This window comes from Nocardioides sp. AN3, from assembly GCF_054653495.1.
Map to the genome: position 1 here is coordinate 1 of NZ_BAAIGC010000006.1, position 16,333 is coordinate 16,333.

The following is a 16,333-nucleotide window of genomic DNA, read 5'->3' on the forward strand; positions in this document are numbered from 1 at the left end:
CCCGCCCGTGCTTCCCACTGCCGTGCCGCTCTCCGTGCCCGCGCGCCCCGATCTGACCGGTGGCCGACGCGTCGGCGTGCTCCTGTCCCACGGCTTCACCGGCTCTCCTGGCTCGATGCGCGCCTGGGGAGAGCATCTCGCCGCGAAGGGGTACGCCGTGGAGGTGCCGCGCCTGCCGGGCCACGGCACGACCTGGCGCGACATGAACACCACCACGTGGGCGGACTGGTACGGCGAGATCAGCCGCGCCTTCGACAAGCTCGCGGGCGAGAACGACGCCGTCGTGGTCGCGGGTCTCTCGATGGGCGGGGCGCTTGTGCTCCGACTGGCCGCCGACCAGGCGACCCAGGGCAACGGCGACCGGATCGCCGGGGTCATCGTCGTCAACCCCGCCGTGGCCACCAAGCGTTGGGACGTGAAGCTCCTGCCGGTGCTCAAGCACCTGCTCGGCGCCATGCCCGGCATCGGCAGTGACATCAAGAAGGACGGCGTCATCGAGGACGCCTACACCCACACCCCGCTGAAGGCCGCCCACTCGATGATGAGCGCGTGGCCGGTGCTGGTCGCCGACCTCGGCAGCATCAAGGCGCCCCTGCTCTACTTCCGCTCGAGCGTCGACCACGTCGTCGACGAGCTCTCCGAGCCGCTGATCCTCGAGCGGATCGGCTCCACCGACGTCACCGTGACGCGGCTCGAGAACAGCTACCACGTCGCGACCGTGGACAACGACGCCCAGCAGATCTTCGAGGAGTCGGCCGCGTTCATCGCGCGAGTGACGTAGGCAGCACACCCCGACACCCGCTTCGTGGCCCCCGACGGATAGTTCTCGAGCGGCCGAGCCGACTACGCTCATGGCGTGCCCGCGAACTCCGAACCCGACGACCCGGACCTGATGGCCTGGCGCGACATCGTGGAGCACTACGGCGACCGCGCCGAGCTGCCGCCGGAGGTCGGCATCGAGGTGGAGCCACGGGAGCCCGTCGCGGAGCCGGGGTCGTCGTACGGCGCCCGCTTCGGCGAGTTCGACGACGATGTGGACGAGCCGTTCGAGCCGAGTGGCGACCCGCTCGACGAGGGCTTCGTCCCCCCTGACCCCGAGCCGTTCCACCTCGGCACCGCCCGCACGGTGGCGTGGGCCGGGGTCCTCGGTGCGCCGGTCCTCGCCCTCATCGCGACCGTCGTCGTCACGTCCTCGGACGTGTCGGTGCCCTCCTGGTTCGGCTGGCTGCTGGTCGCGGCGTTCCTCGGCGGCTTCGGCTACCTGGTCGTCACGATGCCGAAGGACCGCGACGACCCCTGGGACGACGGCGCTCGGCTGTAGCCGGGACCTCGGGCGCCACCAGGTCACGGAAGCGCTGGAGGCGCTCGCGACGCCTCGCGCGCCGCACCCGCTCGCCGCGGCGGCGGCGGAACAGCGGCCGCACGGCTTCGGTCCGTGCCAGATCGGCGGCGCCGACGATCCCGGCCTCGGGACCGAACCGTGCCTGCCGCAGCGGCGGGATCTCGCGGTGGCCGGCTCCGACCAATGACTGGGCGAGCGCCTCTCGCGCCGGCTCCAACAGCAGATCGCCGGCGGCGGAGACACCGCCGCCGATGACGACGAGCTCAGGGTCGAACGCGGCCACGAGGTTGGCCACTCCGACTCCGAGCCAGCTCGCCACGGACGTGTAGGCCTCTTGCGCGACCGCGTCCCCGAGGTGAGCGGCCTCGGTGACCATCGGACCGGTGAGGGCAGCCGGATCGCCCCCGCACGCGTCGTGGAGTAGGGTCGGCCGGCTTCCGAGCTGCGCCCGGGCGAACCGCACCAGCGCGTTGCCACTGCAGTACTGCTCCCAGCAGCCGAACCCGCCGCATTCGCAGGACTGCCCCTCGGGAACGACCTGCATGTGGCCGAACTCCCCGGCCATGCCGTTGTGCCCGCGCAACAGCGTGCGCCCGAGGATCAGGCTGCCGCCGATGCCGGTGCCGAGGGTGATCATGACGACGTCGGTGTAGCCGCGGGCGACGCCCAGGGCATACTCGGCCCGCGCAGCGCAGTTGGCGTCGTTGTCGAGCGCCACGGGGACACCCCAGCGTGCTTCGAGGCGGGCCCGGGTGGGATCCATCCGCCACGGGAGGTGAGGAGCGAACATGACTCGCTCGCCGGCGGCGTCGACGAAGCCCGCAGCCGCGAGACCCACGGCGTCGATCCGTCGCCCGTCGGCGACCTCGAAGACCGCCTCGGTGAGTGCGTCCTCCACGAGGGCGACGTCCACCTGACGGCCGGGCGTCGACCGGCGCGCCGTGCGCCCCACGGTGCCGTCCGGGAGCACCTCGCCGGCGAGCACCTTGGTGCCACCGATGTCGACGCCGATGTAGAGCGTCACGCCGTCACCGACGAGCCAGGTCCGCCGCGCCCACGAGACCGGCGCGATCTCCGAGCGTCGCCTTCCGGATGACGAGCTCCGGCCGATGACCGCGGCCGGTCAGCTGGCTGAGGAAGCCCTCCCGAGCGGGCTCCAGCAGGAGCTCGTCGGCCTCGGAGACTCCGCCGCCGATCGCGACCATCGCCGGGTCGAGCACCGCCGTGAGCGAGGCGATGCCCTCGCCCAGCCAGCGCCCGAGCTCACCGAGGAGGCCGGCAGCGACAGGATCGCCCTCACGGGCGGCGACGGTGACCAGCGGTCCGTTGATGGCGTCGACCACGCCGCCCGCCCTCTTCAGCAGGTCGTCGGCACGCCCCGCCTCGGCGGCCTCGCGCGCCATCCGCACCAGCGCGTTGCCGCTGGCATACATCTCGAAGCAGCCCAGGTTTCCGCAGCCGCAGAGGATGCCCCCGGGCACCACGCGCATGTGACCCATCTCGGCGCCGATGCCGAATGCACCCCGGTAGAGCGATCCGTCGAGCACCAGCCCGCCGCCGACGCCGGTCCCCACCGTGACGAGCAGGAAGTCGTCGATGTCGGCGCCGGCACCGAAGGCGAACTCGCCCCAGGCGGCGGCGTTGGCGTCGTTCTCGACCACGACACCTTTGCCGGTCCGCTCCTCGACCAGGGCACGCAGGTCGACATCGCGCCAGGCGATGTTGGGGGCGAACAGGACCGTGCTGCGCGACTTGTCGATGTAGCCGGCCGCGCCCACGCCGACGCGGTCGAAGGCATGCCGCGCCGCCAGGTCGTCGACGAGCCCCGCGATGGCAGCCGTGATGGCGTCGACGTCGGTCGCCGGCGACACCACCCGGACCTCCTCGACGATCGAGCCCTCGTCGTCGACGACGCCGGCGAGGATCTTCGTCCCGCCGACGTCCACTCCACACGCCAGGCTCACTGGCTCTCCTCCTGTTGCCCAGTGTCGGGTTGGTCGGTCTCAGGTCCGTCGGTCTCCGGCCAGTCCTGGTCACCGTCGAGGTCGATGTTCTCGACCCCGGCGGACCGGTCACGCTCCTGGCCGGTCGAGGACGCGGCGGCCGCCAGCACGCCCGCCGCGGCCTGCAAGAGCGAGGCAGCCGCACTCGCGAGGTGGGACTTGATCTCAGGGCTGGCCTCGCGGAGGACGTGGACAGTACGGCAGATGGGGCAGTACGTACATTCCGGCGCGCCCGTCGCCAGGTGCGCGTCGAGACCGTGGCCGAGGTCGCTCGCCCAGCCCGACAGCGCGCCGAAGAGCTTCGCCGCCTCCTCGGCTGCGGACCCGATCCGGTCATGCCCTCCCGCGGACCCCTCGTCCGAACCCGTCACTGCCTCTCCCCTCCCGTCGCTGCGTCGATGCGGTCGCCCGATCCTTCCACGAAGCGGACCTGCAGCTCACCGCCCTCCACCCGGGCGCCGGCGATGCGAAGCCGCGCAAGACCCTGCGGCAGTGTCATCAGTCGCCGGTAGGACCCCACCGTCACGACGAGGTCGTCGCCGTTGCGCGCAAGGTGGACCTGGTCCTTGGTGGCACCAGGGAGAGCCAGGTGTGCGATCGCTCCGGCCGAGCTCCTGCTCACGCGGAACGGTCCCTGGCCGGAGGGCGGCCCGAGCGGGTCGACCCGCTGGCCGGCGTACACCTCCCGCGCGAGCTCCTCGAGCGCTGGCACGCCGACGGGCTCGCCGGCCCGGTAGACCGAGCGCCACACAGGCAGGCCCACGAAGGAGGCGTCCACGTCGGCGAGCACGCCGTCCTGGGCCAGGACCCACCCGGCGCGCCAGTCGTCGGCGCCGTCCGCCGGGAAGACGCGGTTCGCCACGACGCCGTCGACGCGGTAGCCGTAGAGGGAGAGCATCGTGTAGGAACGGCGTGCCTCCGCGACGACGACGGTCTCCGGCGTGAGCACCAGGCGGACACTGGCCGCCGGGCCGGTCAGCAGGTCTCTCACCTCGAGCAGCTCGTCGTGCAGCCGCTGGAGGGCGTCGAAGACGGTCTCACCGGGCATCGGGACGCCTGCAGCACGCGTGAGCACGGGCTTGAGCGCCTTCACGAGCCGCCGCTGCATCGGGAAGACGCGTGACATGTACCAGCCGAGCGCCTCGGGAAGCGCGAGCAGCCTGAGCGTCTCGGCGGTCGGCGCGCAGTCGACGACGATGACGTCCCACTCACCCGAGCGGGCGTGCAACCTCAGCTCGAGGAGCGCTAGCACCTCCTCGGCTCCGGGGATGACCGTCAGCTCCTCGGCCGCAACGGGGTCCATGCCGGCCACGTCCAGCACCGAGAGCAGGTAGCGCTGGATGTCGGCCCAGGACTGCTCGAACCTCAGCTGGGCGTCGACCTGCTCGACGTACAGGCCTGGGGCGACCTGAGTCGGCTCGGCTCCGACCTGAGCTCCGAACGCGTCCGCGAGCGAGTGCGCCGCGTCGGTCGAGAGCACGAGGGTGCGCAGGCCGGACGCCGCGGCGAGCGCGGCGGTCGAGGCGGCCAGCGTGGACTTGCCGACGCCCCCTTTGCCGGTGAAGAGCAGGATCCTCAAGACACCGACTCGACGCGCATCTTCAGCCCGCGCAGCGCCGTCTCGATGAGGATCTTCTCGCCGCGCCGCTTCAGCATGCCGATGATGGGAATGGTCAGGTCGAGCGCGAGCCGGTAGGTGACCTCCGTGCGACCCCCGAGGTCGCGCAAGATGTAGGCGCCGTCGAGTGCGCGCAGCATGTTGCCCCGTGCCAGCGTCCAGGTGACCTGACGGTCGCCCTCCCAGGTGTAGGCCAGCGTGTAGTCGTCCTTGATCGGTGCGACGTCCAGCACGAAGTGCACCTCGCTGGCGCGACCATCGGCGCCCGTCGACTCCACGTCGGCGACCTTCACGCCCTTGGCCCACGAGGGATAGGAGCCGAAGTCCGCGATGACCGCCATGACATCGGCCGGCGCAGCATCGACGACGATCGAGGAGGTGGTCTGTTCAGCCATGTGTCGGTGTCCCAGCGAGGTCGGCAGGCGGAGGCGTCAGCGTGCGGCCGGCGCGCTCGGCGAGCGTACCGGATGCCGACGCTTCGACTAGCGGCGGTAATGTGCTGGGCGATTACCTCCGAGTAGCCAGAACAGGCACCCCCGCAAGGCAGCCCCGACAGGAGACCCTGGTGCGCGAGTTCTCCACGCCGTTGACGATCGATCTGCCCACGGTCGGCAACCTCACCGACGACGTCGTCACGAACGCCCGGGAGGCTGCGGATGTCGCGCTCTTCAGCAGGCGTGGGGCCGACGGCGCCTGGGAGGACGTGACCTCGACGACGTTCCTCGACGAGGTCACCGCGGTCGCCAAGGGGCTCGTCGCGGCGGGGATCGAGCGCGGCGACCGCGTCGCGCTCTTCTCCAAGACGCGCTATGAGTGGACGCTGCTCGACTACGCCATCTGGTTCGCCGGTGCGGTCACGGTCCCCGTCTACGAGACGTCGTCGGCCGAGCAGGTCCGCTGGATCCTCGAGGACTCCGGGGCCAAGGCGGTCGTCGCTGAGGGCCACGACCATGTGGCGCGCCTCGCGGAGATCCGCAGCGACCTGTCCGCGCTGCACCATGTCTGGTCCTTCGCCGACAACGGCGTCGACGTGCTCACCCGGCTCGGCGCGGACCTGTCCGACGAGGAGATCGAGAAGCGGCGTACGTCGCTCACGCCCGACGACATCGCCACCCTGATCTACACCTCGGGCACGACAGGGCGCCCCAAGGGCTGCGTGCTGACGCATGGCAACTTCATGTTCGAGCTGGGTGTCGCCGTGCACGAGCTCGACCGGCTCTTCCAGGCCGAGGAGCGCAGCACGCTGCTCTTCCTGCCCCTGGCGCATGTGTTCGCGAGGATCATCCAGATCGGCTGCGTGAAGTCGCGCACGAAGCTCGGGCACTCCCCCGACATCAAGAACCTGCTCGACGACCTCGGCGAGTTCAAGCCGACGTTCATCCTCGCGGTGCCCCGGGTCTTCGAGAAGGTCTTCAACACGGCGTCCCAGAAGGCGGCCGCGGACGGCCATGGCACGATCTTCGACAAGGCCACCGAGGTGGCGATCGCCTACTCGCGCGCCAGCGAGAAGGGCCGGGTCCCGCTGCTGGTGCGCGCTCAGCACGCGATCTTCGCGAAGCTGGTGTACAGCAAGCTCCTCGCGGCGTTGGGCGGGAACTGCCTCTACGCCGTCTCGGGTGGAGCACCGCTCGGCGAGCGGCTGGGCCACTTCTACCGCGGCCTCGGGCTGACCGTGCTCGAGGGATACGGCCTCACCGAGACCACCGCCGCCCTCACCGTGAACCTGCCCGATGCACTCAAGATCGGCACGGTCGGTCGACCCATCGAAGGCACGACGGTCCGCGTGGCCGACGACGGCGAGCTGCTGTTCAAGGGCGGTCAGATCTTCCACGGCTACTGGAACAACCCGGAGGCGACGGCCGAGGCGAAGACCCCCGACGATGCGACAGGCGGCGAGTGGTTCCACACCGGCGACGTCGGAGAGGTGGACGACGAGGGGTTCGTCCGGATCACCGGGCGGAAGAAGGAGATCCTCGTGACCGCGGGCGGCAAGAACGTCGCCCCTGCCGTCCTCGAGGACCGCCTGCGCGCACATGCCCTCGTGGACCAGTGCATCGTCGTCGGCGACGGCGAGCCCTTCATCGCTGCCCTGGTCACCCTCGACACCGAGTCGTTGCCGGCCTGGGCCGAGTCGCGTGGCAAGGCGACCGACCTCGCGAGGCTCGTCGAGGACCCCGACCTCGTCGCCGAGATCCAGTCGGCCGTCGACGATGCCAACAAGGCGGTCTCGAAGGCGGAGTCCATCCGGAAGTTCGCCATCCTGCCCGACTCCTGGACCGAAGAGGGCGGCCAGTTGACGCCGAGCCTCAAGCTCAAGCGCAACGTCGTCATGAAGGAGTTCCGCGACCAGGTGGAGGCGCTTTACCACGCCTGACCGGCCGTCCCACATCGTGGACATCGGCGGCGTGGCAAACGGACGGGATCTGAGCGCTGGCGGGGCTATGCGGACCACCCGAACGGGCTATGCCGGATGAGGACGTCACGCTCGCGGACGTGGGACCCAGCAGGTCGAGACAGGGTGCCGCGAGGACCCACTTCCGACGCGCTCCGACTTTGACTTCCGTTCCGCTACATCAGCCCGACCCAGTGCCTAAAGTTCTGGCCAGTGCGGGGACGAGCTGGGTTCGACCCCTGAGTCGAAAGGTCGTCCATGGAACGACGCAGAATCCTCGTGGTCGCCGCAGCGCTGGTGGCAGCGCTGGGCGCGGTCCTGGTGTTCATGTATGTGCGTGGGGCCGACACCCGGGCCGAGGACCAGTTCCAGACCACCGACGTCCTGGTCGCCACGCAGGCGATCCAGGCCGGCGAGACGGTCGAGGCCGCCCAGAGCGCGGGCAAGATCACGAAGAAGGCGGTGACGAACAACTCGCTGCTGCCCGACTACCAGACAGATCTCACCGGACTGACCGGCAAGGTCGCCCTCACGACGATCTACCCCGGCGAGCAGATCATCGCCTCGAAGTTCGGCACCAGCGCCGCGCCGACCAGCTCGCTGCAGATCCCCGACGACCAGATCGCGATCTCGGTCAACCTGACCGACACCGCCCGCGTCGCCGGGTTCGTCAACCCCGGCTCGAAGGTCGCCATCTTCCTCAACGGCACCGACCCGAAGAAGGGCACGCCGTTCACGCAGATGCTCCTGCAGAACGTGACCGTCATCGGCGTCGGCTCGACCACGCCGGTGTCGACCACGACCACCAACCAGGCAGGTGCGCAGACCACTGAGCAGCTGCCACGGACGCTCATGACGCTCGCGCTCAGCCAGACCGACGCGCAGAAGATCCTCTTCAGCCAAGGCAACGGCGAGCTCGCCTTCGGCCTGCTGCCCTCGGACGGCAAGGCCGCGCTGAAGCCGGACCTGCGCACCAGCAACGACAACCTCTTCGGGTGATTCCCTATGCCGGTCATCGTCGATCCTGACTCCGATGTCGTCGCCGCTCTGCTCCGCGCACTGCCAGCGGGCTCCCAGGGCGTCGCCACCATGGACCGCGTGCGCGCCTGGCTCGGGCAGCACCACGAGGAGTACGTCGTCGTCCTCGGTCCGACGGTTGCGGTCTCTGAGGCGCTCGCCCTGTGCGACCACCTCCGGACGACGCGCCCGACGGTCAGCGTGGTCCTCATCCGCGAGGAGCTGACCACCGAGGTCCTCACCGCCGCCATGCAGGCCGGCGCTCGTGACGTCATCCCTAGCGGCTCTCCTGAGGCCGTGACTGCCGCGGTGACTCGCGCCTACCAGCTCTACGTCGCGTTGCGCGGCCCGGGCGGCGCCACCCACACGGGCAAGGTCATCACGGTGTGGTCACCGAAGGGCGGCGTCGGGAAGACCACCATGTCGGTCAACCTCGGCTTGGCGCTCACCGAGGGTGGCGCCCGCCGGATCTGCCTCGTCGACCTCGATCTGGCCTTCGGTGACGTCGCCATCACGATGCAGCTCTTCCCCACGCACTCCATCGAGCACGCGATCGGCTCCGAGAGCTCGATCGACGCCGAACTGCTCAACGGGCTGCTGACCCGACACCAGGACTCGATGATGATCCTGGCGGCCCCGTCGCATCCCGACGTGCGCGACCGGGTCTCGCCGACGCTGGTGTCCCAGATCCTGCGGACCTTGAAGGAGTCCTTCGACTACGTCGTGGTCGACACGGCCCCTGCCTTCGACGAGCAGACGCTGACGGCGCTGGACGAGACCGACGAGATCGTCATCGTGGCGACGCTCGACGTGCCGACCCTGAAGAACGTCAAGGTCGCGCTCGAGACGCTCGACATGCTCAACATCGCCCAGGACCGGCGCCACCTGCTGCTCAACCGAGCCGACGACGAGGTGGGGATCAGTCCCGACCGGGTCGAGAGCATCCTCGGCATGCGCCCGGCCGCCCGTGTCACCACCTCGCTCGAGGTGGCGGCCGCGACCAACGCCGGCAACCCCATCGTGGCGAAGAACCCCTATCACCCGACGAGCACGGCGATCATCGCGCTCGCCTCCCAGCTGGCCGGTGAGGACATCGCCACGCCCGTGACCGCCGGCGGCGAGCAGCCCGCCGGAGACCAGCCGAAGCGTCGTCTGAGGAGGCGCCGATGAGTCTCGCCGACCGTATCGCAGCCGCGCGTCGCCATTCCGGGCCGGAGAGTGACGCGCCACTCGACGACGTAGACCCGGCCGCCGAGCCGTCGCGCGGCGAGGACGGATCCGAGGCGTCCGGCAAGCGCCGCGCCGAGGCGTCGGACGGCGCCGCAGAGCAGGCGACAGCCACGGCCACCGCGCCGGCCCCGTCCTCCGCCCCGCCGACCGCCCCGCCGACCGCCGATGTCTCGCGACGCCTGCTGTCCACCGGTCAGCAGCAGACCGACCGCTTCGAGTCGATCAAGAGCACCGTGCACACCGAGCTGCTCAAGACCCTCGGCCCGCAGCTGTACGAGTCGGACCTGGACGCCAAGGAGCTCGACCAGGCCGTCCGCAGCGTGCTGCAGGACGTGCTCGCCGCGCAGGACCGGCCGCTGTCCAACAGCGACCGGCAGCGCGTCATCCAGGAGATCAGCGACGACATCCTGGGCAACGGCCCGATCGAGCCCTACCTGCGCGACCCTGATGTCTCCGAGGTCATGGTCAACGGCCATGCCGACATCTGGCTCGAGCGGGGCGGCAAGCTCGTCAAGGCGGACGGCCAGTTCAGCGACGAGGCGCATCTGCGCCGGACCATCGACAAGATCGTCTCCCGCATCGGGCGGCGCGTCGACGAGTCCAGCCCGATGGTCGACGCCCGCCTTCCCGACGGCAGCCGTGTCAACGCGGTGGTGCCACCGCTGTCCATCGACGGCTCGGCGCTGACGATCCGGAAGTTCGCCACGGACCCGCTGACTGCGGACGACCTGGTCCGCTTCGGGTCACTCACGCCCGCCTCTCGGCAGTTCCTCGAGGCGTGCGTGCGCGGGCGCCTCAACGTGATCGTGTCGGGCTCGACCGGTGCAGGCAAGACGACGACGCTCAACGTGCTCTCGTCCTTCATCCCCTACGACGAGCGCATCGTCACCATCGAGGACGCGGCGGAGCTCCAGCTCAAGCAGGACCACGTCGTCCGGCTCGAGTCTCGGCCGCCGAACATCGAGGGCAAGGGCGCGGTCACCATCCGCGACCTGGTCAAGAACAGTCTCCGCATGCGCCCCGACCGCATCATCGTCGGCGAGGTGCGTGACGCGTCGGCGCTCGACATGCTGCAGGCCATGAACACCGGCCACGACGGCTCCATCTGCACGTTGCACTCCAACGGCCCTCGCGACACGCTCGCCCGCATGGAGACCATGGTGCTCATGGCCGGCATGGACCTCCCCGTGCGCGCCATCCGTGAGCAGGTCGCCTCGGCCGTCGACCTCATCGTCCACCAGACGCGCTTCAAGGACGGCACCCGCAAGATCACCCACCTCACCGAGGTGGAGCGGATGGAGGGTGACGTCATCACCCTCCAGGACATCTTCGTCTACGACAACGCGGCGGGATGGGACGGCGAGGGTCGTGCGCTCGGACGGATGAAGGCCACGGGCCTCCGACCGAAGTTCCTGGAGAAGATGGCGAACGCCAATGTGACGGTCGACCCCATGCTCTTCGTCCCGGATCGCGGCTGATGAAGCGCCTGCTCGCCGCAGCCGCGGCTCTCGGAACGCTGACGGTCGGCGCCCTGGCGTTGAGCGAGTCCGCTGCCCTCGCCGCAGGCAGCGACACCTCCATCACCCACATCGAGCAGACCAGCGATGGGCTGAAGCTGCTGGTGTCCGTCCCGGCGGACGCGAACGTGAAGCTGGGCGACGTCGCCGTGACCATCGACGGCACCACCGCACACGCCACCGCGACGTCGGCCGGCGATGCCAGCGACGTACGCCGCACCACCATGCTCGCCATCGACACCAGCGACTCGATGAAGGGTGCGAAGTTCGACGCCGCCAAGGCGGCGGCGCTCCAGTTCCTCTCGTCAGTGCCGGCCAATGTCTACGTCGGCGTCGTCACCTTCGACAGCAGCGTGTCGACAGACCTGAAGCCGACCCAGGATCGCTCGGCGGCCGCCGCCGTCGTCAAGGGGCTCACGCTGAGCGCCGGAACGCACCTCTACGACGGCGTCGTGACGGCCGTGCAGGCGTCCGGCTCCGAGGGCCAGCGCTCGCTGCTCGTCCTCTCCGACGGTGCCGATGTGAGCAAGACGCCGCTTGCCAAGGCGACGGCAGCGATCTCGGATGCCGGGGCGCTCGTCGACGTCGTCGCAGTGGGCGGCACCACGGACAACACGGCGCTGTCGGCGCTCGCCCAGGCCGGTCACGGACAGATGCTCTCGGCCGATCCCACCGCCCTGGCGAAGACGTTCGACAACGAGGCGCAGGCACTCGCACGCCAGGTGGTCGTCACCGCGCAAGTCCCTTCGAGCGTCACCGCGAACCAGGCCACCGTCACGGTGAGCTTCGGCGCTGTGTCGGCAAGCGCGTTCGGACAGATCCGCCCCTCCCATGCGGCGGCATCGCCTGCGGCGGTGGCGGACGCAGCCTCGCGCATGGTGGTCCCGTCGTGGGGCATGTACGCCGGTGTCGGAGCCCTCGGTCTCGGTCTCATGGTGCTCCTGGTCATGCTCGTCCCCCGACCCGCCCCGCCTCTCACCGCCGAGGAACGGGTTGCGTCGTACACCGCTTCGACGAGCAAGCGCGGGAAGGGCCGCAGGCACAAGGCCGAGCCGGAGGAGATGTTGGCCGGCGCCAAGACGGCCGCGGCCGACCTGCTCAAGCGCAACGCCACCCTGGAGGCCCGCATCGCCGCCCGCCTCGACGCGGCCGGGAGCGAGCTGAAGCCGGCAGAGTGGCTGCTGGTGCATACGGCTGTCGCCCTCGTCGTCGCCTTGTTCGGACTGCTGCTCGGCCGGGGCAACCTCATCCTCGGCATCATCTTCCTGGCGCTCGGTGTCGCCGGGCCCTGGATCTATCTCGGCCTGCGTCGAAGCCGACGCCGCAAGGCGTTCAGCCATGGCCTCCCGGACACCCTGCAGCTGATCTCGGGCTCCCTCGCCGCAGGTCTCTCGCTCGCGCAAGCACTCGACACGGTCGTCAACGACGGCGTGGAGCCAATCGCCAGCGAGTTCCGGCGCGTGCTGGTGGAGACGCGCCTCGGCGTCTCGCTCGAGGATGCTCTCGAGGGGATCGCTCAGCGCTTCGAGAGCAAAGACTTCGAGTGGGTCGTCATGGCGATCAAGATCCAGCGTCAAGTGGGCGGCAACCTGGCCGAGTTGCTCGACACGGTCGCCGCAACGATGCGCGAGCGAGGCTACCTACGCCGTCAGGTCAACGCGCTCGCAGCGGAGGGCAAGCTCTCCGCGCTCGTGCTCTCACTGCTGCCGCCGCTCTTCGCCCTCTACCTCTGCCTGACGAACTGGGACTACGCCTCGCCCCTCTTCACCGACATGCGCGGCATCGTCATGCTTGCGGGTGGCACACTGTGGCTTGGGGTGGGCGTGTTCTGGATGAGCCGTCTGGTGAAGGTCGAGGTCTGACATGGTGCTTCTCTTCGTCCTGGGGCTGATGCTGGTTGGCGTCGCTCTCGCGCTGTTGGCGATGGGATTGAAGCCAGCCGAGGAGACTCGCGGCATCAATCGCTCGCTTGCCCTCCTCCAGGCGATGGCCGAGGCGCCGCGAGAGCTGACGGCCGACCTCGAGAAGCCCTTCGCCGACCGAGTGCTCCAGCCGCTTCGAGAGCGAGCGCTGGGCCTCGGCCGCCGCATCACCGGCGCAGACTCGGCTGAGCGGATCCGCAAGAAGCTCGACATCGCCGGCAACCCGGCCGGCTGGACTGTCGACCGGGTCACGAGCGGGAAGGTGATGGGCGCCGGCCTCGGATTCATCGTGGGCCTCGCGGGAGGACTGGTCGTCGCCGACAGTCTGTCGATGCGGCTGATCTTCGCCGCTGGCGGCCTGGTCATCGGCTTCTTCGGACCCAACCTCTATCTCTACCAGCTGGGCTATGACCGCGGGAACAAGCTGGAGAAGGAGCTGCCCGACGCCATCGACCTGATGACCATCAGCGTCGAGTCGGGGCTCGGCTTCGACGCAGCCGTGCAGCAGGTAGCCCAGAACACCGAAGGCCCGCTCGCCGACGAGTTCGCCCGCATGATCCGCGAGATGCAGCTCGGCATGGGCCGCGGAGAGGCACTCCGGTCGCTCGGTGACCGCGTGCACATCGATGACCTGCGGTCCTTCGTCTCGGCGATGGTGCAGGCTGACGCTTTCGGCATCCCGATCGCCCAGGTGCTGCGTGTTCAGTCGGCGGAGATGCGGGTCAAGAGGCGGCAGAAAGCGGAGGCTAAGGCACAGCAAGTGCCCGTGAAGATCACCATTCCCCTGATCTTCTGCATCCTGCCGGCTCTGTTCATCGCCGTGATGGGGCCGGCCGCCATCAACATCATGGACCAGTTCAGCCGCTGATGCTGGACGCGGATCGGCTACCGTTTCGGGTCGCGGCGCTAGCACGCATCATCGTTCTGATCGCCCTGACGGGGCCCGTGCTGTGGACGCGCGACGCCGCCGCCCTGCTGGCGCTGCTCGTGATCGGCGCCATCTGGACGCTGGCGACCATCGTCGACCTCCGCAGAGTCCTTCCCCTCAGCGTCCTGACGACCGCCGAGGCGCTCCTCATCGGCGCCGTGTGCGGGATCGTCGTGGACGCTTCGGTGGCAGTCATCGGTGCCCTCTGCGTTCCTCCGTTCACAGCCTCGGTCTTCCGTGGGTTCCGAGGCATGGTGACCTCCCTGTGCGCCGAGATCGCGATGCTCGTGCTGTTCTCCTTCGTGGTCGGAGGGGCGCTCACGGCAGAGCAGAGCTCAGCCGCCTTCAGCTGGTCGGTCACCGGCCTCGGCCTCGGGCTGATCGGCACGTTCCTCCACAGCGCCCTCGTCGAGCGCAGCGACCCGCTGGCCCCCTACCACTATGCCCAGAGCCTGCTGCGACAGCTCATCGACATCTCCGAGGGCCTCGACAGCGGACTGGATCCCGTCGCACTCGGGGGCTCGATCCTGTCGGCCGTCCGCGACGAGGTACCCACCGTGGCGATGACGCTCTACGTCGCCCGCGGCGATGCCCTGCTCCCCCTCGTCACCAAGTCGATCGGGGCGCCGGATGAGGTGCAACAGTTCGAAGCGCTGGCTTCCCAGTGCTGGCAGGACTGCCAGCCGGTGCGACGCGGTCACGTCTTCGCCTTTCCGCTCCAGGTGGACTCGGGCTCGACCGGCATCGTGGTCGGAGCTCTGCCCGAGGGCGCAGACGTCCGCGCCGTTGGACTCGACGACGCCGTGCGGCGACTGACGACCAGCCTCAAGCCCAGCGCCGTGCATCTCGACACCGCCCTGCTGTTCGCGGCCTTCCGCGACGCCGCCAGCGCTGAGGAGCGCCGGCGCCTCGCGCGGGAGATGCACGACGGCGTGGCGCAGGACATCGCCTCGCTCGGCTATCTCGCCGATGCGCTTGCGGCGGTGGCCACCACGGAGGCCCAGCACGAGCGAATCGCGCTTCTGCGCAACCGCGTCACAGCGATCGTCGCCGAGATCCGCCGCTCTTTGGTCAACCTGCGCACCAGCATCGGGGAGAGCGAGAGTCTCGGCGCCGCGATCGCTTCGGTCGCTCGCAACCTCTCGGAGGTCTCGGGCGTGCCGATCCATGTCACGGCCGACGAGTTGACCGACCGCCTGCGGCCCGAGGTGGAGGCAGAGCTGTTCCGGATCGCCCAGGAGGCGATGAACAATGCGGTCAAGCACGCCAACGCCGACTCCATCGAGGTCCATTGCCAGGTCCGTGCGCCGGCGGCCCGCATCACGGTGACCGACGATGGTCGCGGCCTGCAGCCGGGCCGACGAGACTCGCACGGTTTGAAGATCATGCGCGAGCGGGCACTGCTGGTCAACGGAGTGCTGGAGCTGACCAGCGCCCCTGGCGGCGGCCTCTGTGTGTCTGTCACGATCCGAGGCGATGGCGGCCCCGAGGAGATCACTGTGGTTCAACCTGACTTCGACGAGGAGACGAGGGTCAAAGCATGAGCACTGACCAGCAGAGTCCGGGGATCAAAATCCTCCTGGTGGACGACCATGAGCTCATCCGTGAGGGCCTCGCGGGCGTGATGGAGCTCGAGGACGACATGCAGGTGGTCGGGCAGGCGGGGAGCGTCGCCGAGGCGCTCCGCGCGTATGCCGCGCTCTCCCCCGACGTCGTCATCGCCGATCTGCAACTGCAGGATGGCACGGGGCTCGACATCGTGCGCAGCATCCGCAAGGGAAACGACAAGACCGGGCTCGTCGTCCTCACGATGCACTCAGGAGACGACCAGATCTTCGCCGCCATGGAGGCAGGGGCGTCCGGCTTCGTCGGCAAGGACGCGCCCTCCGGCGAGGTGGTCCGCGCGGCCCGACATGCAGCGGTCTCGCCGCGTTCGTTCGTCTGCGCCGGCCTGGCGCAAGCGATGATGCGGCGCGCCACCTCGGAGTCGACGCGACTCTCCGATCGCGAGCACGAGGTCCTTCTGCTGCTCGCCGATGGCCTCGGCGCCGCCCAGATCGGCCAGCAGCTGTACCTCTCGGAGTCCACCGCCAAGTCACACATCGCGAAGATCTACCAGAAGCTCGGCGCCGCCAACCGGGCGCAGGCCCTCGTCACCGCCATGCGCATCGGACTGCTCTCGAGCGTGCAGCCGGGTGGTCGACCCGTCGGCTGAAACCAGGCCCGTCGTAGCCCAATCGGGCTACGCAGATCCACACTGTTTCCCGATTCAGCCGTTCTCCCTCTTGCCTGAATATTTACTTCGGGTGCCTATGGGCTCCACGGACGACGGCAGTCGAGCGTCGGACGTCAGTTCTTGACCAA

At 69.5% G+C, this 16,333-nt stretch carries 15 protein-coding genes; 10 read left to right on the forward strand and 5 right to left on the reverse strand.

Annotated features, from left to right (window positions below; translation table 11 throughout):
- The first annotated feature begins 7 nt into the window (after positions 1-7).
- Together ACYQ1K_RS08685 and ACYQ1K_RS08690 are read left to right on the forward strand one after the other, a co-directional pair.
- Positions 8-781, forward strand: coding sequence for an alpha/beta hydrolase (locus ACYQ1K_RS08685; protein ID WP_459982756.1), 774 nt, complete (start codon positions 8-10; stop codon positions 779-781).
- 75 nt (positions 782-856) lie between these two features.
- The gene (locus ACYQ1K_RS08690; RefSeq protein WP_459982443.1) at positions 857-1,321 is read left to right on the forward strand and encodes a hypothetical protein; all 465 of its coding nucleotides are present in this window, start codon (positions 857-859) and stop codon (positions 1,319-1,321) included.
- On the opposite strand, the gene ACYQ1K_RS08695 is transcribed toward ACYQ1K_RS08690, so the two are convergent.
- Genes ACYQ1K_RS08695 through ACYQ1K_RS08715 form a run of 5 tightly spaced genes read right to left on the reverse strand, consistent with a single transcriptional unit; the run spans position 1,269 to position 5,358 of the window.
- Positions 1,269-2,366 (reverse strand): ROK family protein, encoded by a 1,098-nt coding sequence (locus ACYQ1K_RS08695; RefSeq protein WP_459982444.1) that lies wholly within the window; start codon positions 2,364-2,366, stop codon positions 1,269-1,271. The genes ACYQ1K_RS08690 and ACYQ1K_RS08695 overlap by 53 nt on opposite strands.
- A 4-nt stretch (positions 2,367-2,370) precedes the next feature.
- Positions 2,371-3,306: an ROK family glucokinase gene (locus ACYQ1K_RS08700; RefSeq protein WP_459982446.1), complete on the reverse strand. Its 936-nt coding sequence runs from the start codon at positions 3,304-3,306 to the stop codon at positions 2,371-2,373.
- Positions 3,303-3,716, reverse strand: coding sequence for a hypothetical protein (locus tag ACYQ1K_RS08705; RefSeq protein ID WP_459982447.1), 414 nt, complete (start codon positions 3,714-3,716; stop codon positions 3,303-3,305). Before ACYQ1K_RS08705 ends, ACYQ1K_RS08700 begins: the two co-directional genes overlap by 4 nt.
- On the reverse strand, positions 3,713-4,924 hold the full coding sequence (locus ACYQ1K_RS08710) for an ArsA family ATPase (protein ID WP_459982448.1): 1,212 nt from the start codon (positions 4,922-4,924) through the stop codon (positions 3,713-3,715). Before ACYQ1K_RS08710 ends, ACYQ1K_RS08705 begins: the two co-directional genes overlap by 4 nt.
- A complete protein-coding gene (locus ACYQ1K_RS08715; RefSeq protein ID WP_459982450.1) occupies positions 4,921-5,358 on the reverse strand; it encodes an SRPBCC family protein in 438 nt (145 codons plus the stop codon). The genes ACYQ1K_RS08710 and ACYQ1K_RS08715 overlap by 4 nt, the downstream gene beginning before the upstream one ends.
- Before the next feature lie 170 nt (positions 5,359-5,528).
- Here ACYQ1K_RS08715 and ACYQ1K_RS08720 point away from each other — a divergent pair, with 170 nt between their 5' ends.
- From ACYQ1K_RS08720 to ACYQ1K_RS08755, 8 genes are all read left to right on the forward strand, one after another.
- Positions 5,529-7,337, forward strand: coding sequence for an AMP-dependent synthetase/ligase (locus ACYQ1K_RS08720; RefSeq protein ID WP_459982451.1), 1,809 nt, complete (start codon positions 5,529-5,531; stop codon positions 7,335-7,337).
- A 276-nt stretch (positions 7,338-7,613) separates the two neighbouring features.
- Entirely contained in the window at positions 7,614-8,354 is a 741-nt protein-coding gene (gene cpaB / locus ACYQ1K_RS08725; RefSeq protein WP_459982452.1) for a Flp pilus assembly protein CpaB, read from the forward strand.
- A gap of 6 nt (positions 8,355-8,360) precedes the next feature.
- Positions 8,361-9,542, forward strand: a complete 1,182-nt coding sequence (locus ACYQ1K_RS08730) for a CpaE/TadZ family protein (RefSeq protein WP_459982453.1) — start codon at positions 8,361-8,363, stop codon at positions 9,540-9,542.
- A complete protein-coding gene (locus ACYQ1K_RS08735; RefSeq protein ID WP_459982454.1) occupies positions 9,539-11,080 on the forward strand; it encodes a TadA family conjugal transfer-associated ATPase in 1,542 nt (513 codons plus the stop codon). Before ACYQ1K_RS08730 ends, ACYQ1K_RS08735 begins: the two co-directional genes overlap by 4 nt.
- Complete coding sequence (locus ACYQ1K_RS08740; protein WP_459982455.1) at positions 11,080-12,981, forward strand: type II secretion system F family protein; 1,902 nt, start codon at positions 11,080-11,082, stop codon at positions 12,979-12,981. Before ACYQ1K_RS08735 ends, ACYQ1K_RS08740 begins: the two co-directional genes overlap by 1 nt.
- 1 nt (position 12,982) lies before the next feature.
- On the forward strand, positions 12,983-13,909 hold the full coding sequence (locus ACYQ1K_RS08745) for a type II secretion system F family protein (protein ID WP_459982456.1): 927 nt from the start codon (positions 12,983-12,985) through the stop codon (positions 13,907-13,909).
- Positions 13,909-15,513, forward strand: coding sequence for a sensor histidine kinase (locus ACYQ1K_RS08750; RefSeq protein ID WP_459982457.1), 1,605 nt, complete (start codon positions 13,909-13,911; stop codon positions 15,511-15,513). Before ACYQ1K_RS08745 ends, ACYQ1K_RS08750 begins: the two co-directional genes overlap by 1 nt.
- Entirely contained in the window at positions 15,510-16,184 is a 675-nt protein-coding gene (locus ACYQ1K_RS08755) for a response regulator (RefSeq protein ID WP_459982458.1), read from the forward strand. Before ACYQ1K_RS08750 ends, ACYQ1K_RS08755 begins: the two co-directional genes overlap by 4 nt.
- Positions 16,185-16,333: the final 149 nt, after the last annotated feature.

Excerpts from the sequence above, each read along its gene's own strand:
- ACYQ1K_RS08715 (WP_459982450.1), bottom strand. The coding sequence starts at position 5,358 with ATGGCTGAACAGACCACCTCCTCGATCGTCGTCGATGCTGCGCCGGCC.
- cpaB (WP_459982452.1), top strand. The coding sequence starts at position 7,614 with ATGGAACGACGCAGAATCCTCGTGGTCGCCGCAGCGCTGGTGGCAGCG.
- ACYQ1K_RS08730 (WP_459982453.1), top strand. The coding sequence starts at position 8,361 with ATGCCGGTCATCGTCGATCCTGACTCCGATGTCGTCGCCGCTCTGCTC.
- ACYQ1K_RS08735 (WP_459982454.1), top strand. The coding sequence starts at position 9,539 with ATGAGTCTCGCCGACCGTATCGCAGCCGCGCGTCGCCATTCCGGGCCG.
- ACYQ1K_RS08740 (WP_459982455.1), top strand. The coding sequence starts at position 11,080 with ATGAAGCGCCTGCTCGCCGCAGCCGCGGCTCTCGGAACGCTGACGGTC.
- ACYQ1K_RS08745 (WP_459982456.1), top strand. The coding sequence starts at position 12,983 with ATGGTGCTTCTCTTCGTCCTGGGGCTGATGCTGGTTGGCGTCGCTCTC.
- ACYQ1K_RS08750 (WP_459982457.1), top strand. The coding sequence starts at position 13,909 with ATGCTGGACGCGGATCGGCTACCGTTTCGGGTCGCGGCGCTAGCACGC.
- ACYQ1K_RS08755 (WP_459982458.1), top strand. The coding sequence starts at position 15,510 with ATGAGCACTGACCAGCAGAGTCCGGGGATCAAAATCCTCCTGGTGGAC.